At 70.6% G+C, this 25,113-nt stretch carries 14 protein-coding genes, 1 tRNA gene and 1 rRNA gene; 13 read left to right on the top strand and 3 right to left on the bottom strand.

The window, feature by feature from the left end:
- The 3 genes from rrf to ACZ5C2_RS24335 all read left to right on the top strand — a co-directional run.
- Positions 1-95, top strand: a 5S ribosomal RNA gene (rrf, locus tag ACZ5C2_RS24345); the annotation flags it as partial.
- A gap of 114 nt (positions 96-209) precedes the next feature.
- Entirely contained in the window at positions 210-875 is a 666-nt protein-coding gene (locus ACZ5C2_RS24340) for a DegT/DnrJ/EryC1/StrS family aminotransferase (RefSeq protein ID WP_468794607.1), read from the top strand.
- Positions 876-952: 77 nt separating this feature from the next.
- Positions 953-1,025: transfer RNA gene (locus ACZ5C2_RS24335), tRNA-Thr, on the top strand.
- A gap of 61 nt (positions 1,026-1,086) precedes the next feature.
- On the opposite strand, the gene ACZ5C2_RS24330 is transcribed toward ACZ5C2_RS24335, so the two are convergent.
- On the bottom strand, positions 1,087-3,726 hold the full coding sequence (locus tag ACZ5C2_RS24330; protein ID WP_468794591.1) for a SpoIIE family protein phosphatase: 2,640 nt from the start codon (positions 3,724-3,726) through the stop codon (positions 1,087-1,089).
- 501 nt (positions 3,727-4,227) lie between these two features.
- Between ACZ5C2_RS24330 and ACZ5C2_RS24325 the strand changes: the two genes are divergently transcribed.
- The 10 genes from ACZ5C2_RS24325 (at position 4,228) to ACZ5C2_RS24280 (ending at position 19,105) form a co-directional block, all read left to right on the top strand.
- The gene (locus ACZ5C2_RS24325; protein ID WP_468794588.1) at positions 4,228-9,693 is read left to right on the top strand and encodes a HAMP domain-containing protein; all 5,466 of its coding nucleotides are present in this window, start codon (positions 4,228-4,230) and stop codon (positions 9,691-9,693) included.
- Between the two features lie 307 nt (positions 9,694-10,000).
- Positions 10,001-10,678 (top strand): response regulator, encoded by a 678-nt coding sequence (locus ACZ5C2_RS24320; RefSeq protein WP_468794585.1) that lies wholly within the window; start codon positions 10,001-10,003, stop codon positions 10,676-10,678.
- A 174-nt stretch (positions 10,679-10,852) separates the two neighbouring features.
- Entirely contained in the window at positions 10,853-13,585 is a 2,733-nt protein-coding gene (locus ACZ5C2_RS24315; protein ID WP_468794582.1) for a DNA translocase FtsK, read from the top strand.
- A gap of 253 nt (positions 13,586-13,838) precedes the next feature.
- Complete coding sequence (locus tag ACZ5C2_RS24310) at positions 13,839-14,678, top strand: helix-turn-helix domain-containing protein (RefSeq protein ID WP_468794579.1); 840 nt, start codon at positions 13,839-13,841, stop codon at positions 14,676-14,678.
- Between the two features lie 93 nt (positions 14,679-14,771).
- Positions 14,772-16,247, top strand: coding sequence for a 30S ribosomal protein S12 methylthiotransferase RimO (gene rimO / locus ACZ5C2_RS24305; RefSeq protein WP_468794576.1), 1,476 nt, complete (start codon positions 14,772-14,774; stop codon positions 16,245-16,247).
- On the top strand, positions 16,244-17,134 hold the full coding sequence (gene pgsA / locus ACZ5C2_RS24300) for a CDP-diacylglycerol--glycerol-3-phosphate 3-phosphatidyltransferase (RefSeq protein ID WP_468794573.1): 891 nt from the start codon (positions 16,244-16,246) through the stop codon (positions 17,132-17,134). Before rimO ends, pgsA begins: the two co-directional genes overlap by 4 nt.
- The gene (locus ACZ5C2_RS24295) at positions 17,131-17,676 is read left to right on the top strand and encodes a CinA family protein (protein WP_468794570.1); all 546 of its coding nucleotides are present in this window, start codon (positions 17,131-17,133) and stop codon (positions 17,674-17,676) included. Before pgsA ends, ACZ5C2_RS24295 begins: the two co-directional genes overlap by 4 nt.
- A 109-nt stretch (positions 17,677-17,785) precedes the next feature.
- Positions 17,786-18,166: a helix-turn-helix domain-containing protein gene (locus ACZ5C2_RS24290; RefSeq protein ID WP_266821377.1), complete on the top strand. Its 381-nt coding sequence runs from the start codon at positions 17,786-17,788 to the stop codon at positions 18,164-18,166.
- Positions 18,167-18,354: 188 nt separating this feature from the next.
- Positions 18,355-18,825: a Dps family protein gene (locus tag ACZ5C2_RS24285; RefSeq protein WP_468794566.1), complete on the top strand. Its 471-nt coding sequence runs from the start codon at positions 18,355-18,357 to the stop codon at positions 18,823-18,825.
- 43 nt (positions 18,826-18,868) lie between these two features.
- The gene (locus ACZ5C2_RS24280; RefSeq protein WP_468794563.1) at positions 18,869-19,105 is read left to right on the top strand and encodes a hypothetical protein; all 237 of its coding nucleotides are present in this window, start codon (positions 18,869-18,871) and stop codon (positions 19,103-19,105) included.
- 46 nt (positions 19,106-19,151) lie between these two features.
- On the opposite strand, the gene ACZ5C2_RS24275 is transcribed toward ACZ5C2_RS24280, so the two are convergent.
- Entirely contained in the window at positions 19,152-19,973 is an 822-nt protein-coding gene (locus ACZ5C2_RS24275) for an Fpg/Nei family DNA glycosylase (RefSeq protein ID WP_468794560.1), read from the bottom strand.
- 187 nt (positions 19,974-20,160) lie between these two features.
- Positions 20,161-25,035 carry an ATP-dependent helicase gene (locus ACZ5C2_RS24270; RefSeq protein ID WP_468794557.1) on the bottom strand — a complete coding sequence of 1,625 codons (4,875 nt, stop codon included), beginning with the start codon at positions 25,033-25,035 and terminating at the stop codon, positions 20,161-20,163.
- Between the last annotated feature and the right edge of the window lie 78 nt (positions 25,036-25,113).

Here is a 25,113-nt window from a genome sequence, read left to right as displayed (position 1 = left end):
AAACGCCCGGTTACATTCCGAACCCGGAAGCTAAGCCTTACAGCGCCGATGGTACTGCAGGGGGGACCCTGTGGGAGAGTAGGACGCCGCCGAACAATCATTCAAAGGGTTGGACCCCGAACTTCGGTTCCTGGTCCAACCCTTTTTTGTTGAGCGTCACTTGACGTTCACGTTGCGCCACCAGCATCCCCCACATGGGTACTGCTGCACTGCTCAGGGCTGCCGGTGTCGGCACAGGTGATGAGGTCGTCGTCCCCGCCTTCGGCAACGTGGAAGTCGCCGAAGCCGTAAGGGCGGCAGGGGCTCTGCCAGTCTTCGCCGACATAGATCCGGCGACATACTGCCTGGAGCCGACCGAGGTGGCGGCGGCCGTAACTCCGCGGACGGCGGCCGTCGTTGTCGTGCACCGCTTCGGCCGGCCCGCCGATGTCGGGCGGTTGCACGCCCTCGGCCGACGGCACGGGCTGCTGGTGCTGGAGCACGGGGAGCCCGAGGCACCGCCGCACGACGAGACGGCTCAGAGGCGGGAGAGGGCCGCGTTTCTCGACGCCAGGTTGAGAGGCGTGCGTACGCCCGAAGGCGGAGTCGGGCACGCGTATCAGCAGTACGTCGTACGCGTGCAGGGGAACGGGCGGCCCGACCGGGATGCCTTCGCACGGGCCATACGCGTCAGGGGCGTTGTGTGCCGGGTACCGGTGAAGACACCTGTGCACCGGCTGCCGGAGTTCCGGCAGTGTGTGTCCCTCCCCGAGACGGAGCGGGCCGCCGACGAGACCCTCGCGCTTCCGGTGGACGCGTCATTGACCAAGAGGGAGATGCAGCGGACCGTGGCCGCGTGCAATGCGCTGGGCGGACTGCTGCAGCCTGCCCTCTGAGCGCGGTTGGGAGCACGGGGCTGTTCGGGGTATGATCTATCCCGTTGCCGCGAGGGAAACCTCACGACGGGCAACAGGCCCCTATAGCTCAGTCGGTAGAGCGTCTCCATGGTAAGGAGAAGGTCAACGGTTCGATTCCGTTTGGGGGCTCGGACAGAAAGGCCCCGCCCATTCGGGCGGGGCCTTTCTCATGCCCTGAACAGGCCGCCCGCTAATCCTTCTGCAGACCAGGCACACGCATGGCCAGAATGGCCATGTCGTCGGACGGCGCGTCGGAGGCGAAGCGTTCCACGGCGCGCATGATGCGGGCCGCGACGGCGCCGGCCGTCAGGCCCGTACAGGTCGTCAGGACCTCGGCGAGGCCGTCGTCGCCCAGCATCCGCGGGCCCTCACGACGCTCCGTGACGCCGTCCGTGACGCAGAGGAGGACATCGCCGGGATCGAGGGTGACCGTCTGCTCGTACAGTTCCAGGTCCTCCAGTACGCCGAGGAGCGGCTGCGGTTCCGCGGCCGGTTCGACCGTGCCGTCCTGCCGGAGCCGGAGCGGGAGGGGATGGCCGGCGCAGACCACCTTCAGTTCCGCGCTGCCGTCCTCCTGAGGGCGCATCTCGCCGTAGAGGAGGGTGAGGAATCGGCTGCGGGCGCCCTCGTCGAGGATCGCGGAGTTGAGGCGTTCCAGGACCGCCGGGCCGCTCAACCCCTCGCGGGCCAGCAGGCGGAGCGCGTGCCGGGCGAGGCCGGTGACGGCCGCCGCGTTCGGGCCCGTACCGCAGACGTCGCCGATGGCGAAGCCGTAGGCGCCCTCGCTGATCGGGAAGAGGTCGTAGAAGTCGCCACCCACCTCGTTGCCCTCGCCGGCCGCGCGGTAGATGACCTCGACCTCGACACCGTCGATCGTCGGCAGCTCCGGCGGCAGGAGGCTGCGCTGGAGGGACTGGCTGATGGCCGTGCGCTCGGAGTAGAGGCGTGCGTTGTCCAGGGCCAGGGCGGCCCGCCGGGAGAGGTCCTCGGCGAGCTCCAGGATCTCCTGACGGAAGTGTTCGTCGCTCGGCTTGCCCAGCGTCAGCATGCCGATGACGCGGTTGCGGGCGACCAGGGGGAGGACCACCGTCTCGCCGCCGACCGCCGAGGCGGTGGCGAGGGTCGGGCCGATGCCCGGGGTGACCTGCTGGGTCGGCCCCCCGCTGAGGCCGAGGCTGCGCATCGACGTGCGCAGGGCCGCCTGGTGGGCGACCTCCGCGGGTGCCGACCAGACGCGGGCGCCGGGGGTGGGGACGGGATCGGGCGGGGCGATCTTCGACAGCAGGGACTTGATGCCGTCGATGAGATCCTCGTCCTCATGGAGCACGTAGGAGAGGTACGGATCGGAGGACTGGTCGGCGATCGTGTACACGGCGCACCAGGTGGCGAGGGTCGGAACCGTCATCTGGGCCATCAGGGCCAGGGTCTGGTCCCGGTCCAGGGTGCCGGCCAGCAGGTCTGAGGCCTCAACGAGGAAGCTGAGCGAACCGCGGCGCAGGCGCTCCAGTTCACCCAGGCGGGCAGACTCGACCGCGAGCGCGATGCGGTCCGCCGCGAACTGCAGGCGCAGCGCCTCCTCGTTGGAGTACCTGCCGGGGGCCTCGGCGGCGACACCCAGGGAGCCCGTGAGGCGGCCCTCGACCTTCAGCGGGACGGTGACGACCGAGCGCATGCCGGTGCCGTTGAGGAGAGGGACCGCGCCGGAGACGGCGGCGAGATCCTCGTGGACGGCCGGCATACGGGCCGAGCCGTAGCGGCCGGGGCCCGCCTCCACGGGGACGCGGGCGAAGCGCTGGCGGGCCGAGGGGAGCCCGGTGGAGGCACGGACCTCCAGTTCGGTCTCGTCGTCGGTGGCGAGGAGCAGGAAGGCGGAGTCGCCGTCGAGCATGTCGCGGGCGCGTTCCACGGTGCGCTGGAGCAGGCCGTCGAGGTCGTCCGGTGCGGGGGAGCCGATGAAGACCTCGAACGGGTCGGTGTTCTGGCCCTCGGAGCCGCCGGAAGAGTCGGACGCGGGGCCGCGCAGCGGGGTCTGCAGAACCGCCCGTTCGTGGTCCCGCACGAGAAGACAGACGGTTGACGGTTCGCCGTCGGTGTCGCGGACCCGCAGATGGGAGGCGTACACCGGGATCACCCGGCCGCTGGCGCCCCTTATGCCGTAGCTGCCCTCCCAGCGGGAGAGCCGGAGTGCGTCGGCGATGCCGGTGCCGGTGCCCGGGGTGTGCGGCCAGGCCGCGAGGTCGGTGAGCGGTTTGCCGGCGACCTGCTCGGCGCTGTAGCCGAACAGGTCCTCCGCGTCCTCGTTCCAGGCGGTGATGGAGCCGACCCGGTCGATCTGGACGACGGCCACCCGGACGCGGGTGTCGGCGAGTGGCAGGAGATGGACCGGCAGAGCGGGACCGGCGGACCGGGCGCCGACCGAACGCTCGGGAAGGGCGAGCTGGAACCAGACGGTCTTGTGGGTGGGCGTGTAGTCCACGCCCCAGTGGCCGGCCAGGGCCGCACACAGCTGGAGACCGCGGCCGCCCTCGCGGTCGGGGCTGCCCATGTTGGTGGGCGAACCCTGGAGCGGGATCTCGCGCTCCGGATACCGGTCGGCCACCTCGATCCGCACGCCCTCGTCGCTGCGCAGGCAGAGCAGATCGGCGGAGGTGCCGGCGTGCACGACGGCGTTGGTCACCAGTTCGCTGGTGAGCACCACGGCGTCGTCGACGATGTCGGCGAAGCCCCAGCCCTGCAGGGTGTCGCGGACGAAGGAGCGGGCGCTCGCGACCGACCGCCCGAGGGGCTCGAAGCTGGCGGCCGCGCGCGCGGTGATCACAGAACTCCCCATATGTCGGCGGCCCCTGCCCCTCCATGCCCGATTCCCCGGCTCGCTCGGTACAGGGTAGTCGGCCAGTGGATCGGTGTTCAGGGGTATCCCCCTGCGTTCCCCGGGGGACACCCCTGAGCACCGACGCGACGCGTCTCGCGTCACAGGTCGGCTGATGAGCTTCGAGGAGCTGCCGAACTGTTGTGACTCCGCCTGACCCGAAGGTCCGCTTCTCGCCGGACCTGAATCCGGCGAAGGGCAAGCCCTGCCCGACTGCTCAACGAGGAGTGGCGTTGTGAGTTACGGTCATAGGTCGGCATGGTGGAACACTGGACAGGCTTCCTGCAAACGTCCGGGCGGGGCGAGTGTCCACCGCCCACGGTGGGCAGCAGCCTCCTGGCGACACCTTGGAACGTCGGGCAGGACATCGCAGTAGTACGGGAAAAACGCGGTGGTAACGGGAATGCCCTAGGCGGCGCCCCGAGCACAGCGGTAACGGTCGACCCCTGCGGGAGGGACACAGTGGAGTCTGGCGCAGCGACGCGGGGCACGAAGACGACGCGCGCGAAAGGCGGACAGTCCCTGAGCAAGCCGGGAAGGGCGCGGGGCGGGACCACGACGGTGGACACGGCGACCCTGAACCGGTTGATGACCGCCCTGGTGGCGATGAGGGACGGGAACTTCCGCAAGCGGCTCACGGTGTCCGGCGACGGCGTGATGTCGGAGATCGCGGCGGTCTTCAACGAGGTGGCCGACCGCAATCTCCATCTGACGGGTGAGGTCGCGCGGGTGCGCCGCATGGTCGGCCGTGAGGGAAAGCTCACGGAGCGGCTGGAGACGGGGGCCTGTGAGGGCTCCTGGGCGACCGCGATCGACAACTCGAACGCGCTGGTGGACGACCTCGTACGGCCGGTCTCCGAGGTCAGCCGGGTGCTGTCGGCGGTGGCCGAGGGTGATCTGTCGCCGCGCATGGAGTTGCGGACGCAGGCGCCGGACGGGACCGGGCATCCGCTGCGGGGCGAGTTCCTGAAGGTCGCGCGGACCGTCAACAACCTGGTCGACCAGTTGTCGACCTTCACCGACGAGGTCACGCGCGTGGCCAGTGAGGTCGGTACCGAGGGCAAGCTGGGCGGACAGGCGCAGGTGCGCGGTATGTCCGGTTCATGGAAGGACCTGACGGACTCCGTCAACACGATGGCGGAGCGGCTGACGGCCCAGGTGCGCGACATCGCGCTGGTGACCACGGCTGTCGCGCGCGGTGATCTGTCGCGCAAGGTCACCGTGCATGTCGAGGGCGAGATGCTCGAGCTGAAGAACACCGTCAACACGATGGTGGACCAGCTCTCCGCGTTCTCCTCCGAGGTGACCCGTGTGGCGCGTGAGGTGGGCACCGAGGGCGCCCTGGGCGGTCAGGCGCAGGTGCCCGGGGTGGACGGGGTGTGGAAGGAGCTCACCGACTCCGTCAACACCATGGCCGGCAATCTCACGGCGCAGGTGCGCGGGATCGCCGAGGTGACGACGGCGGTCGCCAACGGTGATCTGTCGCGGAAGGTGACGGTGCCGGCGCGCGGCGAGGTCGCCCAGCTCGCCGAGACGATCAACCAGATGACCGAGACGCTGCGCATCTTCGCGGACGAGGTCACGCGGGTCGCCAACGAGGTCGGGGCCGAGGGACGGCTGGGCGGTCAGGCGAACGTGCCGGGGGCCGCGGGTACGTGGAAGGACCTGACGGACTCCGTCAACACGGTGTTCCGGAACCTGACCACTCAGGTGCGGGACATCGCGGCGGTGACGACGGCGGTCGCCAACGGTGACCTGTCGCAGAAGGTCACCGTGGACGTGGCCGGTGAGATGCTGGAGCTGAAGAACACCGTCAACACGATGGTCGATCAGCTGTCCGCCTTCGGTGCGGAGGTCACGCGGGTGGCGCGCGAGATCGGTGTCGAGGGCGAGCTGGGCGGTCAGGCGCAGGTGCCGGGAGCGGCGGGTACATGGAAGGACCTGACGGACTCCGTCAACACGGCGTTCCGCAACCTCACCGGACAGGTGAGGAACATTGCCCAGGTGACGACGGCGGTCGCCAACGGTGACCTGTCGCAGAAGGTCACCGTGGACGTCTCGGGCGAGATGCTCCAGCTGAAGAACACCGTGAACACGATGGTGGACCAGTTGTCGAGCTTCGCCGACCAGGTGACGCGGATGGCCCGGGACGTGGGCACGGAGGGCCGGCTGGGCGGTCAGGCGCGCGTGGACGGCGTGTCGGGCACCTGGAAGGAGCTCACCGACTCGGTCAACTCGATGGCGTCGAACCTGACCGGTCAGGTGCGCAACATCGCCCAGGTCACGACGGCCGTGGCGCGCGGTGACCTGTCGCAGAAGATCGACGTCGACGCGCGCGGGGAGATCCTCGAGCTGAAGAACACCATCAACACGATGGTGGACCAGCTGTCGAGCTTCGCCGATCAGGTCACGCGCGTGGCCCGCGAGGTGGGTACGGAGGGCCGCCTCGGTGGTCAGGCGCAGGTGCCCGGGGTGGCAGGTGTGTGGCGGGACCTGACGGACTCGGTGAACGGCATGGCGTCCAACCTGACCGGTCAGGTGCGCAACATCGCCCAGGTGGCGACGGCGGTCGCGCGCGGTGACCTGTCGCAGAAGATCACGGTGGACGCGCGCGGGGAGATCCTGGAGCTCAAGAACACGCTGAACACGATGGTGGACCAGCTGTCGTCGTTCGCCGAGGAGGTCACGCGGGTGGCCCGTGAGGTGGGCACCGAGGGCATCCTCGGCGGTCAGGCCGAGGTGCAGGGTGTCTCCGGCACCTGGAAGGACCTCACGCAGTCGGTGAACGGCATGGCGAACAACCTGACCCTCCAGGTGCGCAACATCGCCGAGGTCACCACCGCGGTCGCCAAGGGCGACCTGTCGAAGAAGATCACCGTCGACGCCAAGGGCGAGATCCTCGAGCTGGTCACGACCGTCAACACGATGGTGGACCAGCTGTCGTCGTTCGCCGAGCAGGTCACCCGGGTGGCCCGTGAGGTGGGTACCGAGGGCATGCTGGGCGGCCAGGCGCATGTGCCGGGTGTCACGGGCATCTGGAAGGACCTGAGCGACAACGTCAACCTGATGGCCAAGAACCTGACCACTCAGGTGCGCAACATCGCGCAGGTGTCCGCCGCTGTCGCCAACGGTGACCTGACGCGGCAGGTCAGCATCGAGGCGCGCGGTGAGGTGGCGCAGCTCGCCGACACGATCAACACCATGGTGAAGACGCTGAGCGCGTTCGCCGAGCAGGTCACCAAGGTGGCCCGTGAGGTGGGCACGGACGGCATCCTGGGCGGCCAGGCGCATGTGCCGGGTGTGGCGGGGACGTGGAAGGACCTCACCGAGTCGGTGAACGGCATGGCGTCCAACCTCACCGGTCAGGTTCGCAACATCGCCATGGTGACGACGGCCATCGCCAAGGGTGACCTGACGAAGAAGATCGACATCGACGCGCGCGGGGAGATCCTCGAGCTGAAGACGACCATCAACACGATGGTCGACCAGCTGTCCTCGTTCGCCGAGCAGGTCACGCGGGTGGCCCGTGAGGTGGGCACCGAGGGGCAACTGGGCGGGCAGGCTCGGGTGCGTGATGTCGACGGCACCTGGCGGGACCTGACCGAGTCGGTGAACGAGATGGCCGGGAATCTCACCCGGCAGGTGCGTGCCATCGCGCGGGTGGCGACCGCGGTGACCCGCGGAGACCTGAACCTGAAGATCGATGTGGACGCGTCCGGGGAGATCCAGGAACTCCAGGACTACATCAACAAGATGATCGCCAACCTGCGTGACACCACGATCGCCAACAAGGAGCAGGACTGGCTCAAGGGCAATCTCGCCCGTATCTCGGCGCTGATGCAGGGTCGCCGCGACCTGGACGACGTGGCCTCGTTGATCATGAGCGAGCTGACGCCGGTGGTGTCCGCGCAGCACGGTGCCTTCTTCGTCGCGGTGCCGCTGGTCGACGGCGAGGACCTGAACGCCGCGGACGACGACCAGTTCGAGCTGCGCATGCTGGGCTCGTACGGCTACTCCATGGGATCCATGCCGACGTCGTTCCGGCCGGGTGAGGGGCTCATCGGGACGGCCGCCATGGAGAAGCGCACGATCCTGGTGGAGAACGCGCCCAGCGGCTATCTGAAGATCTCCTCGGGGCTCGGGGAGGCGCCCCCGGCACAGGTGATCGTGCTTCCGGTGCTGTTCGAGGGGAAGGTGCTCGGTGTCATCGAGCTGGCGTCGTTCACGCCGTTCACGGCGATCCAGAAGGACTTCCTCAACCAGATCGCCGAGATGATCGCGACGAGCGTCAACACCATCTCGGTCAACACCAAGACCGAGCGGCTGCTGGCCCAGTCCCAGGAGCTGACCGAGCAACTGCGCGAGCGGTCGGCGGAGTTGGAACAGCGGCAGAAGGCGCTCCAGGCGTCCAACGCCGAACTGGAGGAGAAGGCCGAGCTGCTGGCCCGGCAGAACCGCGACATCGAGGTCAAGAACACCGAGATCGAGGAGGCGCGGCAGGTCCTGGAGGAGCGCGCCGAACAGCTCGCGGTGTCCATGCGCTACAAGAGCGAGTTCCTGGCGAACATGTCGCACGAGCTGCGCACGCCGCTCAACTCGCTGCTCATCCTGGCCAAACTGCTCGCCGACAACGCCGACGCGAACCTGTCCCCGAAGCAGGTGGAATTCGCCGAGACCATCCACGGTGCCGGGTCCGACCTGCTCCAGCTCATCAACGACATCCTCGACCTGTCGAAGGTCGAGGCGGGCAAGATGGACGTCTCCCCGACGCGTATCGCGCTCGTCCAGCTCGTCGACTACGTGGAGGCCACCTTCCGGCCACTGACCGCGGAGAAAGGGCTGGACCTGTCCGTGCGGGTCTCCCCGGAGCTGCCGGCCACCCTGCACACCGATGAGCAGCGGCTGCTCCAGGTGCTGCGCAACCTGCTCTCCAACGCGGTGAAGTTCACGGACTCCGGATCGGTCGAGCTGGTCATCCGGCCCGCCCGCGACGATGTCCCGCAGGCCATCCGGGAGCAGTTGCTGGAGGCCGGTTCGCTGACCGACCCGGACGCGGACCTGATCGCGTTCTCGGTGAGCGACACGGGCATCGGCATCGCGGCCAGCAAGATGCGGGTGATCTTCGAGGCGTTCAAGCAGGCCGACGGGACCACCAGCCGCAAGTACGGCGGTACGGGGCTGGGGCTGTCCATCTCGCGGGAGATCGCCCAGCTGCTCGGTGGCGAGATCCATGCCCAGAGCGAGCCGGGCCGCGGCTCCACCTTCACGCTGTACCTGCCGCTGCACCCCAGCGAGCTGCCGCCGCACGGCTACGCGCAGACCATGCCGGCGCTGGAGGGCGGGGGCCCGGCGGGGTCGGCCGAGCTGTCCACGCCGGAGCTCGAGACGCCGGCGGAGGTCACGTCGTACCGGGACACCCAGAACGGTCCGGCCGTGCTCTTCCGGCGCCGCCGCAGGGTCACGCTCGAGCAGCGGCCCGCGGCCGAACCGGAGCAGTGGCCGGGCGTGGAGCAGGAGCCGGCCCCCCGGTCGTCGCGCCGGGGCATCCGCTTCGGCGGGCAGAAGGTGCTGATCGTCGACGACGACATCCGCAACGTCTTCGCGCTCACCAGTGTCCTGGAGCAGCACGGTCTGTCCGTGCTGTACGCGGAGAACGGCCGTGAGGGCATCGAGGTGCTGGAGCAGCACGACGACGTGGCGGTCGTGCTGATGGACATCATGATGCCGGAGATGGACGGGTATGCCACGACCAACGCGATCCGCCGGATGCCCCAGTTCGCCGGGCTCCCGATCATCGCGCTCACGGCGAAGGCGATGAAGGGCGACCGTGAGAAGGCGATCGAGTCGGGTGCCTCCGACTATGTGACCAAGCCGGTCGACCCCGATCACCTGCTGTCCGTGATGGACCAGTGGATGCGGGGGGAGTGAGGGCGGCGTCCGGAGGGCGCGCGATGGTGACGGGAAGCTTCGGTGTTCACCCGGAGTTGCTGACGCGGTGCACGCGCGGTCGTGTAGAAGTACGGGATTCGGGGAACCTTCTGGTCTCCCGCCGCGTTTCTGCTACGTGCACAGTGACATCACGGTGACAGGGTGTGGCGACAGGCGGGGTGCGGCTACGATGACCGGCACAAGGACGGGCGGCGCAAGGGAGTCGTCCCCTGGGGCGGTACTCACAGGTGCGGCTCCAGGTCCTGCGGACAGGGGAGGCCCCAAGCCGGGGCGAGGAGGGCGGGCCATGGTGCAGAAGGCCAAGATCCTCCTGGTCGATGACCGGCCGGAGAATCTGCTCGCGCTGGAGGCGATCCTCTCGGCGCTCGATCAGACGCTGGTGCGGGCATCGTCCGGGGAAGAAGCACTCAAGGCACTGCTGACGGACGATTTCGCGGTCATTCTGCTGGATGTCCAGATGCCGGGCATGGACGGTTTCGAGACCGCCGCGCACATCAAGCGGCGAGAGCGCACCCGGGACATCCCGATCATCTTCCTCACCGCGATCAACCACGGTCCGCACCACACCTTCCGCGGGTACGCGGCAGGTGCGGTCGACTACATCTCGAAGCCGTTCGACCCGTGGGTGCTGCGTGCGAAGGTCTCGGTCTTCGTCGAGCTGTACATGAAGAACTGCCAGTTGAGGGAGCAGGCGTCACTGCTGCGGCTCCAGTTGGAGGGCGGCGAGAAGGACACCGGTGAGGCGAAGGAGCCGGCGGGCCTGCTCGCCGAGCTTTCGGCGCGGCTCGCGGCCGTCGAGGAGCAGGCCGAGGCGCTGACCAAGCAGCTCAATGACGAGTCGACGGACGCGGCCGCGGTGGCCACGGCGGCCCATCTGGAGCGCAAGCTCACGGGGTTGCGACGGGCGCTGGACGCCCTGGAGCCGGGGACCGGCAGTGCGTCCTCGGTGCCGTCGCAGAACTGATGCCGGGGGCACGGGCCTTGTGGAGCCTCCGGAGGTGAGCGGTCCTGAAGGAGTGTCAATCGGGCTTCTTCCGTGCCCCGTCGCGTCAGCTTCGTGCCTCGGCGGGAGCGACACGAACGGGTGAAGCATCCGCCACGCGTGTCCCCTGCGGTCTCCACCGGTAACCTCACACCCATGGCCTCACGTCCCTCCGCTGCCAAGAAGCCGCCCGCGAAGAAGGCGGCCGCTTCCGCGAAGGCTCCGGCGAAGAAGGCCGCTGCCAAGAAGGCCCCGGCGAAGAAGGCTCCGGCCAAGCGGGCCGCGGCGAAGAAGCCGGCACCCGCACCGGCACCGAACCCCACCAGCGGCGTCTACCGGCTCGTTCGCGCCCTGTGGCTGGGCCTCGCGCACGCCGTCGGTGCCGTCTTCCGCGGCATAGGGCAGGGAGCCAAGAACCTCGACCCCGCCCACCGCAAGGACGGCCTCGCGCTGCTGCTGCTCGCCATCGCCCTGATCGTCGCCGCCGGTACCTGGGCCGATCTGGAGGGCCCGGTCGGCGACCTCGTGGAGATCCTGGTCACCGGCGCCTTCGGCAGGCTCGACCTGCTGGTGCCGATCCTGGTGGCCGTCATCGCCGTACGGTTCATCCGGCACCCGGAGAAGCCCGAGGCCAACGGACGGATCGTCATCGGCCTGTCCGCGCTCGTCATCGGCGTCCTCGGACAGATCCACATCGGGTGCGGGTCACCGGCCCGCAGCGAGGGCATGCACGCCATACGGGACGCCGGCGGCCTCATCGGCTGGGCGGCGGCCACGCCACTGTCGTCCACCATGACCGACGTGCTCGCCGTGCCGCTCCTGGTGCTGCTCACCGTCTTCGGTCTGCTGGTCGTCACGGCCACGCCGGTGAACGCCATTCCGCAGCGTCTGCGCCAGCTCGGCGTCCGGCTCGGAATCGTCCACGAACCCGAGCCGGAGGACTTCGGCGAGGACGACGCCCGCTACGAGGAGCAGTGGCGCGAGACGCTGCCGGTGAGCCGCCGCAGACGACGGCCGGCCGGCGAGGAGTACGACCCCGAGAGCGCGGAGCAGGAGGCGCTGTCCCGACGCAGGGCGAGGCCCCGCAGGTCCGCAGTGCAGCAGCCCGACATGGACCGGCCGATGGACGCGGTGGACGTGGCCGCCGCCGCGGCCGCCGCGCTCGACGGCGCCGTGCTGCACGGCATGCCGCCCTCGCCGATCGTCGCCGACCTGACCCAGGGCGTGAGCACCGGCGACCGCGAGCCCACCACGCCCACACCGGTCCCGGCCGCCCGCCCGAAGCCGGAGAAACCGAAGGCGGACAAACCGAAGCAGGAGAAGCCCCCCGCCGGCGTCCTGGACATGACCAAGGCACCGCCCCGGGAGCCCCGCGATCTTCCGCCCCGCGCGGAGCAGCTCCAGCTCTCCGGCGACATCACCTACTCCCTGCCCTCGCTCGATCTGCTCACCCGCGGCGGGCCGGGCAAGGCGCGTAGCGCGGCCAACGACGCCATAGTCGACGCACTGCGGAAGGTCTTCACCGAGTTCAAGGTGGACGCGGCCGTCACCGGCTTCACCCGTGGTCCGACGGTCACCCGCTATGTCGTGGAACTCGGACCGGCCGTGAAGGTCGAACGGGTGACCGCGCTGACCAAGAACATCGCGTACGCCGTGGCCAGCCCCGACGTGCGGATCATCAGCCCGATCCCCGGCAAGTCCGCCGTGGGCATCGAGATCCCCAACACCGACCGGGAGATGGTCAACCTCGGCGACGTCCTGCGGCTCGCGGAGTCCGCCGAGGACGAGGACCCGATGCTCGTCGCCTTCGGCAAGGACGTCGAGGGCGGCTACGTCATGCACTCGCTGGCGAAGATGCCGCACATGCTGGTCGCCGGCGCAACCGGCTCCGGCAAGTCGTCCTGCATCAACTGTCTGATCACCTCGGTCATGATGCGGGCGACCCCGGAGGACGTCCGGATGATCCTGGTCGACCCCAAGCGCGTCGAGCTGACGGCGTACGAGGGCATCCCGCATCTGATCACGCCGATCATCACCAACCCCAAGCGGGCCGCCGAAGCCCTGCAATGGGTGGTCCGTGAGATGGACCTGCGCTACGACGACCTCGCCGCCTACGGCTACCGGCACATCGACGACTTCAACCGCGCGGTGCGCGAGGGCAAGGCCAAGCCCCCGGAGGGCAGCGAGCGCGAGCTCCAGCCGTACCCGTATCTGCTGGTGATCGTCGACGAGCTGGCCGACCTGATGATGGTCGCCCCGCGTGACGTCGAGGACGCCATCGTGCGCATCACGCAGCTCGCGCGGGCGGCCGGAATCCACCTGGTGCTCGCCACCCAGCGGCCGTCGGTCGACGTCGTCACCGGCCTGATCAAGGCGAACGTTCCGTCCCGGCTGGCGTTCGCCACCTCTTCGCTCGCCGACTCGCGGGTCATCCTCGACCAGCCCGGCGCCGAGAAGCTGATCGGCAAGGGTGACGGCCTGTTCCTTCCGATGGGGGCGAACAAGCCGACGCGTATGCAGGGCGCCTTCGTGACCGAGGAGGAGGTCTCGGCTGTCGTCCAGCACTGCAAGGACCAGATGGCGCCCGTCTTCCGCGAGGACGTCGTCGTCGGGACCAAGCAGAAGAAGGAGATCGACGAGGACATCGGTGACGACCTCGACCTGCTGTGCCAGGCCGCCGAACTGGTCGTCTCCACCCAGTTCGGATCGACCTCCATGCTCCAGCGCAAGCTGCGCGTCGGCTTCGCCAAGGCCGGCCGGCTGATGGACCTCATGGAGTCGAGGAACATCGTCGGACCGAGTGAGGGATCGAAGGCTCGTGACGTTCTTGTGAAGCCTGATGAGCTGGATGGCGTGCTCGCGCTGATCCGGGGGGAGTCTGAAGAGTAGGCGAGTGGGACACGGCCGTCGCCCCGGGGCAGCCCGGTGGCCGATCGTGACCCACCCGTTAGGGATCATCGAGCAACTGTTTCCCCTCGGCGTACGTCAAGTTGAGCGAAGCGATACAAGCGCAGGTCCACCATCGGGATGTCGGGCCATTCCGATGGCGTACAAAGTCCGACCGCCCGGTTGCCCCACCCTCTCGTACCCCTCCTAGACTGAACCTCCAGCACAGGCGGCTACACGCTCGAAAGGCGCCCCCGTGTCCAACGGCAACTCCCCTGAAGACGAGCGTCCGTTCGAAGACGTTTCCGAGGAAGTCCGCCCTTCCGTCTCCGTCGGCCGAGCGCTGCAGCAGGCGCGCATCGCCGCCGGGCTCACCGTAGACGACGTCAGTACCGCCACCCGTGTCCGGATCGCCATCGTGCACGCCATCGAAGCGGACGACTTCACGCCCTGCGGCGGTGACGTCTACGCACGCGGGCACATCCGAACCCTGGCCAAGGCCGTGCACCTCGATCCGGCCCCACTGATCACCCAGTACGAGGAGGAGCACGGCGGTGGCCGCCCTGCCCCGACCCCGGCGGCCCCCCTCTTCGAGGCGGAACGCATCCGGCCGGAGCGGCGCGGACCCAACTGGACCGCCGCCATGGTCGCCGCGATCGTCGTCGTGATCGGCTTCGTCGGGTTCACCATGGTCAAGGGCGACGAAGAGGGTGGCAAGGCGAACGTCGCCGACGGTGCCACCCCCAGCAAGTCGACCTCGCCGACGCCCAAGTCCGAAAAGCCTGCCGCGCCCACGCCGGAACCGTCGGACAGCGCCATCGCCGCCGCACCGCAGGACAAGGTGACCGTCCAGGTCACGGCCGCCGACGGACGCAGTTGGATCTCCGCCAAGGACCACAGCGGGCGGCTGCTGTTCGACGGACTGCTCAAACAGGGCGACTCCAAGACGTTCCAGGACAGTTCCAAGGTCAATCTGGTTCTCGGTGACGCCGGCGCGATCGACCTGTTCGTGAACGGCAAGAAGATCGAGGACGACTGGCAGCCGGGCGCGGTCGAGCGCCTGACCTACACCAAGGGCGACCCGCAGGCCGGATGAACGGCCCCGCGGGGCGCATCGGCGACGGGGTCGGCCAAGATCGGCCAACCCCGTCGACGTGGGGTGTCGGTAGGACGAAGTAGTCTTGAGTCCATGCCTGAACGCCGTACCGTCGCACTTGTCACCCTTGGCTGCGCCCGTAACGAGGTGGACTCGGAGGAGCTCGCAGGCCGTTTGGAGGCGGACGGCTGGCAGCTCGTGGAGGACGCCGAGGACGCCGACGTGGCCGTCGTCAACACCTGTGGATTCGTCGAGGCCGCCAAGAAGGACTCCGTCGACGCCCTCCTGGAGGCCAACGACCTCAAGGGGCACGGGAGAACGCAGGCCGTCGTGGCCGTGGGCTGCATGGCCGAGCGGTACGGCAATGAGCTCGCCGAGGCCCTTCCCGAGGCCGACGGGGTGCTCGGCTTCGACGACTACACCGACATCTCCGACCGCCTCCAGACCATTCTGAACGGCGGCATCCACGCCTCCCACACCCCGCGCGACCGACGCAAGCTGCTGCCGATCAGCCCGGCTGAGCGGCAGGACTCCGCCGCCTCCGTCGCGCTTCCGGGCCACGGCCCGGTGGACCTGCCCGACGGCCTTGCCCCGGCCTCCGGCCCCCGGGCTCCCCTGCGCCGCCGGCTGGACGGCGCGCCGGTCGCCTCGGTGAAGCTCGCCTCCGGCTGTGACCGGCGCTGCTCCTTCTGCGCCATCCCGTCCTTCCGCGGCTCCTTCATCTCACGCCGGCCCAGCGACGTGCTGAACGAGACCCGGTGGCTGGCCGAGCAGGGCGTGAAGGAGATCATGCTGGTCTCCGAGAACAACACCTCCTACGGCAAGGACCTGGGCGACATCCGCCTGCTGGAGTCCCTGCTGCCCGAGCTCGCCGAGGTCGACGGCATCGAGCGGGTGCGGGTCAGCTACCTCCAGCCGGCCGAGATGCGGCCCGGTCTGATCGACGTACTGACCTCCACCCCGAAGATCGCCCCCTACTTCGACCTGTCCTTCCAGCACTCCGCGCCCGACGTGCTGCGCGCGATGCGGCGGTTCGGCGACACCGACCGGTTCCTGGAACTGCTCGACACCATCCGGAGCAAGGCGCCCCAGGCCGGCGTGCGCTCCAACTTCATCGTCGGCTTCCCCGGCGAGTCCCCGGCCGACCTCGCCGAGCTGGAGCGGTTCCTGAACCACGCGCGGCTGGACGCCATCGGCGTCTTCGGCTACTCCGACGAGGAGGGCACCGAGGCGGCGACGTACGACCGCAAGCTCGACGAGGACGTCGTCGCCGAGCGGCTGGCCCGGATCTCCCGGATGGCCGAGGAACTGGTCTCGCAGCGCGCCGAGGAGCGGGTCGGCGAGACCGTGCACGTGCTGGTGGAGTCCGTGGACGAGGAGGAGGGTGTGTACGGCCGGGCGGCGCACCAGGCTCCCGAGACGGACGGCCAGGTGCTGCTCACGAGCGGCGAGGGTCTGAGCGCCGGCCGTATGGTCGAGGCGAAGGTGGTCGGCACGGAAGGTGTCGACCTGGTGGCCGAGCCGCTGTTCCAGGGTTCGCTCGCGTGGAGTGAGGAGGCGGGCAGATGACGGGTCTTCCGGCATCGGCGGCAGGCGGCCCCTCCGGCGCGAGGAAGGCGGCGGGCGCCGTACCCAAGGGCACGCCGGGCTCTGTCTCGGGCCGCGCGGCCGCGCGGGTGGGCCGGGGCGCGGCTCCGGGATCGTCCGGTGGCGGTCCGGCACGACGTGACCTGGCCGGCCGTGGCCGGGGAAGCGCCCCGTCGCACGGTGAAGGTGTGGCTCCGGCCGCCTCGTCCGACGACGGCGTCGACGCCGGGGACGGTGCGAAGCCGGCCCGCGGCGGGAAGATCGCGGCAGCGGCCGTCAACCAGGCCAGCGTCTGGAATGTCGCCAATCTGCTGACCATGCTCCGGCTGCTCCTGGTGCCGGCGTTCGTGATGCTGATGCTCGCCGAGGGCGGGTACGATCCGGCGTGGCGGTCGTTCGCCTGGGCGGCCTTCGCCGTCGCCATGATCACCGACCTGTTCGACGGTCATCTGGCGCGCACCTACAACCTCGTCACCGACTTCGGTAAGATCGCCGACCCCATCGCCGACAAGGCGATCATGGGAGCGGCGCTGATCTGTCTCTCCGCACTGGGCGATCTGCCGTGGTGGGTCACCGGAGTCATCCTCGGCCGGGAACTCGGCATCACCCTGCTGCGTTTCCTCGTCCTTCGCTACGGCGTCATCCCGGCCAGCCGGGGGGGCAAGCTCAAGACCCTCACCCAGGGCATCGCCGTCGGCATGTACGTACTGGCGCTGACGGGATGGCTGGCGACGCTGCGGTGGTGGGTGATGGCGGCGGCGGTCCTGCTGACCGTGGCGACCGGACTCGACTATGTGAAGCAGGCCATCGTGCTCCGCAGACAGGGAATCGCCGAGCGCAAGGCGGCGTTGGAGGAGACGGAAGCGTGAGTTCCACGGCCACCGAAGTGGTGCGACTACTCACCGTGAACGGCGGAACGCTCGCCGTCGCCGAGTCGCTGACCGGTGGCCTGGTGGCGGCCGAGATCACCTCGGTACCCGGGGCGTCCAAGGCCTTCCGAGGTTCGGTGACGGCCTACGCCACCGAACTGAAGCACCGGCTGCTCGGCGTGGACGCCACTCTGCTGGCGCAGAGGGGAGCGGTGGATCCGCAGGTGGCGGCCCAGATGGCGGCCGGCGTCCGCGAGGCACTGGGCGCCGACTGGGGCATCGCCACCACCGGCGTCGCCGGTCCCGACCGGCAGGACGGACAGGACGTCGGAACCGTGTTCGTGGCCGTGGCCGGACCCCGCGGGGCGGGCTCCCGTTCCGCCGGTGGCGGAAAAGTGGAGCATCTGCGGTTGAACGGCGACCGCGCGGAAATTCGTATGGAGAGTGTACGGAGCGTACTCGCACTGCTTCTGACGGAGCTTGCGGGCGAACACACCGGGAATGAGCGGGCACAGGATACGGAACGGAACGGGGGGTTTTGATGTTTGCAGCCCTGAGTGAACACGACATCGCTCCCCGCACGGCCGCGGCGCGAGGCGGTACGGTGGGGCGAGAAGGATGCGGCTACGCGGTCCGAGGAGGGAGCCACCGATGATTCTGCTCCGTCGCCTGCTGGGTGACGTGCTGCGTCGGCAGCGCCAGCGCCAGGGCCGTACTCTGCGCGAAGTCTCCTCGTCCGCCCGAGTCTCACTCGGCTATCTATCCGAGGTGGAGCGGGGGCAGAAGGAGGCTTCCTCCGAGCTGCTCTCCGCCATCTGCGACGCGCTGGACGTACGGATGTCCGAGCTCATGCGGGAAGTGAGCGACGAGCTCGCCCTCGCCGAGCTGGCCCAGTCTGCTGCAGCGACCCCCAGCCAGCCCGTACCCACGTCGGTTCGCCCGATGCTGGGTTCCGTGTCGGTGGCCGGTGTGCCACCGGAACGGGTGACCATCAAGGCGCCCGCCGAGGCGGTGGACGTCGTCGCCGCGTGAGCATGGTGTTCGTCGCCTGCGCGGTGTGAAGTGTGGGATGCCCCGGTAGGGGCCCGTCCGGAAGATCCGGGAGGGTGCCGCCGGGGTTTTCGCATGTGCGGGCCGTTCCGTGCCCGTGTGCGTTTGCCGGTGCGGCGCGGGACCGTCATCGTTGAGGGACGAGGCGGGGGTCAGCCACGGAGGTGCGGATGTACGTCGTGAAGAGCCCGTTGTCCGACGAGAACCTGAAGACCGTGTCCGAGGCGCTGCAGGGCGCTCTGGCCGACCTGGTGGATCTCGCCCTGGTGGCGAAGCAGATCCACTGGAACGTGGTCGGGCCGCGCTTCCGCTCGGTGCATCTCCAGCTCGACGAGGTCGTGTCCCTGGCGCGTGCGCACTCCGACACCGTCGCCGAGCGAGCCGCGGCCCTCGGTGTCTCTCCCGACGGGCGTGCCGCGACGGTGGCCGTCGGCAGCGGGATCGGTGTGACGCCCGAGGGCTGGGTCGACGACTCCACCGCGGTGGGCGCGATGGTCGACGCGCTCGGCGCGGTGATCACCCGGATGCGTGAGCGGGTCATGTCGACCGGGGAACCGGATCCGGTGAGCCAGGACCTCCTCATCACGATCACCGGGGACCTCGAGAAGCAGCACTGGATGTTCCAGGCCGAGAACGGGTGACGTGCCCTTGCGGGCCGCAGACTCTTCGGGAGGCGGCCCAGGGATGGTGACGCCGGGGCGGGCCGTGCACCGGTGGGCCGTGCTGGGGTTCGGGGCGCTGTGGTGGTGGGCGGTGGCACGCCTGATGCTGGCGCCCGACGCCGGTGCGCTGGAAGGAGCGGTCGCGGCCGGCGGCTGGGGGCTCAGCGTGCTGCCTGTGCGCTGCATGCCCAAGGCGCGGGCGGAAGGGGCACTCGCGGCGGGGCGCTGGCGCAGGGCCTGGCGCTCCGGCGCACGGTAGGGGCGCAGAGCTGACGGGCTGCCGGTTCGCTTCGTGCCGTACGCGGTCAGCGGGGGAAGGCGCCCTGCGATCGTCCGGGGGCCGGGCCCGGCTGGCAGGTAGGGCACCAGTACGTGGGGCGTTCACGGGAGCCGTCGCCCTGGTCCGCGAGGCGGATCGGGGTTTGGCAGCGCAGGCAGGGGCGGCGGGCACGGCCGTACACGAAGAGGTCCTGGCCGCGGCGGCCCGTCGTGCTGCGGATCGGGCGTTCGCGATTGAACTCCAGCAGCTTCCTGGCGAGCTCCGGAAGCTTCGCGGTGCGGTCGGCGGACAGTTCACCCACGGGGAGCCAGGGGGTGATGCCGAGCAGGAAGCAGAGCTCGCTCTTGTAGACATTGCCGATACCGGCGAGGTTGCGCTGGTCGAGGAGGGCCTCGCCGAGCGGGCGGGACGGGTCCTTCGCCAGGTTGGCCAGCGCCAGGCCGGGGTTCCAGTCAGGGCCCAGGAGGTCGGGTCCGAGATGGCCGACCGCGCGGTCCTCGTCGGCGGTACGCACCAGTTCCAGTACGGGCAGCCGGTAGCCGACGGCGCTGCGGTCGGCGCTGCCGAGGATCGCGCGGATCTGGTGGGCGGGGCCGCCGTTCCAGCGCTGCCCGTCGGAGTACACCCTCCAGGAGCCGTCCATCCTCAGGTGCGAGTGCAGGGTCAGGCCGCCTTCGAGGCGGGTCAGGAGATGCTTGCCGCGTGGGGTGACGTCCAGCACCGTGCGGCCGGTGAGGTCGGCCGTGGCGAACCGGGGCACCCGGAGGTCGCTGCGGGTCAGCACCTTTCCCGCGAGGGCGTCGTGCAGCCGTCGCGCGGCCTGCCAGACCGTGTCTCCTTCGGGCATGTGTCAAGGGTGGCACGTCGGGCCGGGCGGGGTCGGTCGCGTCGGGCGCGGGCGTTCCCCGGCGGGTGGCCCGGTTCTCGGGAGGGTTCCCCACGGGCAGCAGGGGTTGCGGGCCGTGGGGGCGTGCCGCCAGCGGGTGCGGAGAGGGCTCGGGGGTGAGGACGGGGCGCAGTGGTGGGCGGGCCGGTCAGGCGCGCAGCCGCAGGCCCCGGGGTGTGGCCACGAAGCCCGCGGTCTCCAGGAGGGCGCCCAGCGGAGATGTCAACGCGGAGGCGCCGTTGACGCGCTCCACGGTGACCGTGCCGAGGGAGCCCGCGCGGGCGGCGGCGGCGAGGGCTTCGGCGGCAGCCGTGAGACGGGGATCCTCGGCGGGTTCGGCATCGGATGCCGCGGGCCAGGCCAGCAGCGTCTTGCCACCGCGCTCCATGTAGAGCGTGAGCTCGCCGTCCACGAGCACCACCAGGGAGCCTGCCTTGCGGCCGGGCTTGTGCCCGGCACCGGTCGGGGGCTCGGGCCAGCTCAGCGCGGCACCGTACGCGTTCGCCGGGTCGGCGGCGGCGAGGACGACGGCGCGTGCCGAGCGGTCCGCGCCGGTGCGACGGCCGGCGAAGGGATCGTAGGACGCACCTCCGCCGCCGTTCTGCCACGGAGGCGAGGGCTGTACGGCCAGGTCGCGGGGGGAGACGTAGTCGCCCGGCGACAGGCGGGGGTACGGCGTCTCCTCCGGGCCGGGGGAGCCGTCGAAGCCCGGTGGGGCCGCGAAGGGGTCGGGCCCGCCGCCGAAGGGGCCCGGCGCGCCTGAGGCCGGGAAGCCGTCGCCGCGCTCACGGGCGTTGGCCGCCGCGCGGAGGCGGTCCACGGCCCCGTCCATCGCGAACTGGGCGGCGCCCAAGCCCTCCACGACATAGCCGCGACGGGCCTGCCCGGTCTCCTCGAAGGCGGACAGCACGCGGTACGTCGCTGAAAAGCCGCCCTCGACGCCTTCCGCGGCGACCGCGCCCCGGGTCACCACACCGTGCCGGTCGAGCAGGGTGCGGGCCAGCGCGTGCGCGCGGACCGTCGGGTCGGCGTCCCGGTCCGGGAGCAGGGACCAGCGGCCCGCGACGGTCGGCGGGCCGGTGCGGGATGCGGTGCGCGCGGCCGCCGTGAGCGAACCGTAGCGTCCGCGCGGGACCGAGCGCTTGGCGCGGTGGGCCGTGGAGCCCGCGGTGCGGCCGGAACCCAGCAGGGAGCGCATGGGGGCGAGCGTGTCGTTGGTGAGCCGTCCGGACCAGGCGAGGTCCCACAGGGCGTCGGCCAGCTGGGGATCGCCGGCCTCGGGGTGGGTGGTGGCCCGGACCTGGTCGGCGATCTGGCGGAAGAACAGGCCGTAACCGCCGGTGAGGGTGCCCAGGACGGACTGGTGGAGCGCGGTGAGCTCCAGGGGATGCGGGGGCGGCAGGAGCAGTGGGGCAGCGTCCGCGAGGTAGAGGGAGACCCAGCCGTCCTTCCCGGGGAGTGAACCGGCACCGGCCCACACGACCTCTCCGGCGGCCGTGAGCTCGTCGAGCATCGCCGGGGCGTAGTTCGCCACCCGGGACGGCAGGACCAGCTTCTCCAGCGCGGACGCGGGCACGGTCGCGCCCTGCACCTGCTCGACGGCGCGGACCAGACCGTCGATGCCCCGCAGGGTGTGTCCCTTGCCGATGTGCTGCCACTGGGGGAGGAACTGGGCGAGCGAGGCAGGCGGTACCGGCTCCAGCTCGTGCCGCAGCGCGGCCAGGGAACGGCGGCGCAGCCTGCGCAGCACGGTCGCGTCGCACCACTCCTGTCCGATGCCGGCCGGATGGAACTCGCCCTGTACGACCCTGCCCGCCGCCGAGAGGCGCTGCAGGGCGCCCTCGGTGACGGCCACGCCCAGTCCGAAGCGGGCCGCTGCCGTGGCCGATGTGAACGGACCGTGGGTGCGCGCGTAGCGTGCGAGGAGGTCGCCGAGCGGGTCCTTGACGGGTTCGGTGAACGCCTCCGGCACACCGACCGGCAGCGCCGTGCCCAGCGCGTCGCGCAGCCGGCCGGCGTCCTCGATCGCCGACCAGTGGTCGGCGCCGGCCACCCGCACCCGGAGGGCGCGCCGCGCGGAGGCGAGTTCCCGCGCCCACTGCGGCTCGGCGCCGCGCTCGGCGAGTTCGGCATCGGTGAGCGGGCCCAGCAGCCGCAGCAGGTCGGCCACGCCCTCCGTGTCCTTGGCACGCCGGTCCTCGGTGAGCCACTGCAGCTCGCGCTCCAGCTCGGTCAGCACCTCGGCGTCGAGCAGTTCGCGCAGCTCCGCCTGGCCGAGGAGCTCGGCGAGCAGCCGTGAGTCCAGGGACAGGGCGGCGGCGCGGCGCTCGGCGAGTGGGGAGTCGCCCTCGTACAGGAACTGGGCGACGTATCCGAAGAGGAGGGAACGGGCGAAGGGGGACGGCTCGGGTGTGGTGACCTCCACCAGGCGCACCTTGCGGGACTCCAGGTCGCCCATCAGCTCGACGAGTCCGGGTACGTCGAAGACGTCCTGGAGGCATTCGCGCACCGCTTCCAGGACGATCGGGAACGAGCCGAACTCCCCCGCCACCTGGAGCAGCTGGGAGGCGCGCTGACGTTGCTGCCACAGCGGGGTGCGCCGGCCGGGGCTGCGGCGAGGCAGTAGCAGCGCGCGGGCGGCGCACTCGCGAAACCGGGACGCGAACAGCGCCGAGCCGCCCACCTGGTCGGTGACGACCTGGTCGACCTCTCCCTTGTCGAAGACGACGTCGGCGGCACCCACGGGGGCCCGGTCCGCGTCGTATTCGGTACCGGTCTTCGCCGGGTCCTGGTCGAGCAGGTCGAGGCTCATCAGGTCGGCGTCCGGCAGCCGCAGCACGATGCCGTCGTCGGCGTGCATCACCTGGGCGTCCATGCCGTACCGCTCGGAGAGGCGGGCCCCGAGCGCGAGCGCCCACGGGGCGTGCACCTGGGCACCGAACGGGGAGTGCACGACGACCCGCCAGTCGCCGAGCTCGTCGCGGAAGCGCTCGACGACGATGGTGCGGTCGTCGGGGACGTGACCGCAGGCCTCGCGCTGCTCGTCGAGGTAGGACAGGACGTTGTCCGCCGCCCAGGCATCCAGCCCTGCCGCGAGGAGCCGCAGCCGGGCATCGTCCTTGGTCAGCGCGCCCACCTCGCGCAGGAAGGCACCCACCGCGCGGCCCAGTTCCAGCGGCCGGCCCAGCTGGTCGCCCTTCCAGAACGGCAGCCGGCCAGGCACCCCGGGCGCCGGGGAGACCAGGACGCGGTCGCGCGTGATGTCCTCGATGCGCCAGGAACTGGTGCCGAGCGTGAAGACATCGCCGACGCGGGACTCGTAGACCATCTCCTCGTCCAGCTCGCCGACCCGGCCGCCGCCCTTCTTGGGGTCGGCGCCCGCCAGGAACACCCCGAAGAGGCCCCGGTCGGGGATCGTGCCCCCGGAGGTGACGGCCAGGCGCTGGGCACCGGGCCGGCCGGTGATCTCGCCCGTGACCCGGTCCCACACCACGCGCGGACGCAGCTCCGCGAAGGCGTCGGACGGGTAGCGGCCGGCGAGCATGTCCAGGACGGCCGTGAACGCCGAATCGGGCAGGGAGGCGAAGGGCGCCGCGCGGCGGACCAGGGCGAGCAGGTCGTCGAGCTGCCAGGTGTCCATGGCGGTCATGGCGACGATCTGCTGGGCCAGGACGTCGAGCGGGTTGGCGGGGACCCTCAGGGACTCGATGGCTCCGGTGCGCATCCGCTCGGTGACCACGGCCGACTGCACCAGGTCGCCCCGGTACTTCGGAAACACCACGCCCGTGGAGACCGCGCCCACCTGGTGCCCCGCGCGGCCGACGCGCTGGAGCCCGGAGGCGACCGACGGCGGCGACTCGACCTGGATCACCAGGTCGACGGCGCCCATGTCGATGCCCAGCTCCAGGCTCGAGGTGGCGACCACCGCGGGCAGCCGGCCCGCCTTGAGGTCCTCCTCGACCAGGGCCCGCTGCTCCTTGGACACCGAGCCGTGGTGCGCACGCGCGATGACCGCGGGCGCCCCCTGGGCGGCCCCGGAACCGCCCATGAGGTCGGCGGGGGAGTGGTGCTCGTCCAGCGGCTCCCCGGTGGCCCGCTCGTAGGCGATCTCGTTGAGCCGGTTGCACAGGCGCTCGGCGAGACGACGGGAGTTCGCGAACACGATGGTCGAGCGGTGCGACTGCACGAGGTCGGTGATCCGCTCCTCGACGTGCGGCCAGATCGACGGGCGCTCGGCACCCTCCGAGCCGTCGGCGACCGGTGAACCGCCCAGCTCACCCAGGTCCTCGACCGGCACCACCACGGACAGGTCGAACTCCTTGCCCGACTCCGGCTGCACGATCTCCACCTTGCGGCGCGGGGAGAGGAACCGGGCGACCTCGTCCACCGGGCGCACGGTCGCCGAGAGGCCGATGCGGCGGGCCGGGCGGGGCAGCAGCTCGTCCAGCCGCTCCAGCGTGAGCGCGAGATGCGCGCCGCGCTTGGTGCCCGCGACCGCGTGCACCTCGTCCAGGATCACCGTCTCCACGCCCGTCAGCGCGTCGCGCGTGGCCGACGTGAGCATCAGGAACAACGACTCCGGGGTGGTGATCAGGATGTCCGGTGGCCGGGTGGCCAGGGCGCGGCGCTCGGCGGGCGGGGTGTCGCCGGAGCGGATGCCGACCTTCACCTCGGGCTCGGGCAGACCCAGGCGCACGGATTCCTGGCGGATCCCGGTCAACGGGCTGCGGAGGTTGCGCTCGACGTCGACGGCCAGGGCCTTCAACGGTGAGACATACAGCACACGGCAGCGCTTCTTGGGGTCGGCGGGCGGCGCCGCGGAGGCCAGCTGATCCAAAGCGGCGAGGAAGGCCGCCAGGGTCTTCCCGGAGCCGGTGGGGGCGACCACCAGCACGTCCGAGCCCTCCCCGATGGCCTGCCACGCGCCGGCCTGCGCGGCGGTGGGCGCGGAGAACGCCCCCGTGAACCAGCCGCGGGTCGCGGGGGAGAAGCCGTCCAGGGCTCGGTGCGGATCGCTGACCATGCGTCCATCGTGCACCCGGCCACTGACAATCGGGCCGGACCGCGGAGGGTGGGAGGCCCGGGCACGGGCGGTCCGAGC

This window comes from Streptomyces sp. NPDC031365, assembly GCF_055569765.1.
The sequence above is the reverse complement of the archived record's forward strand: the minus strand, read 5'-3'. Positions and strand labels throughout refer to the sequence as shown.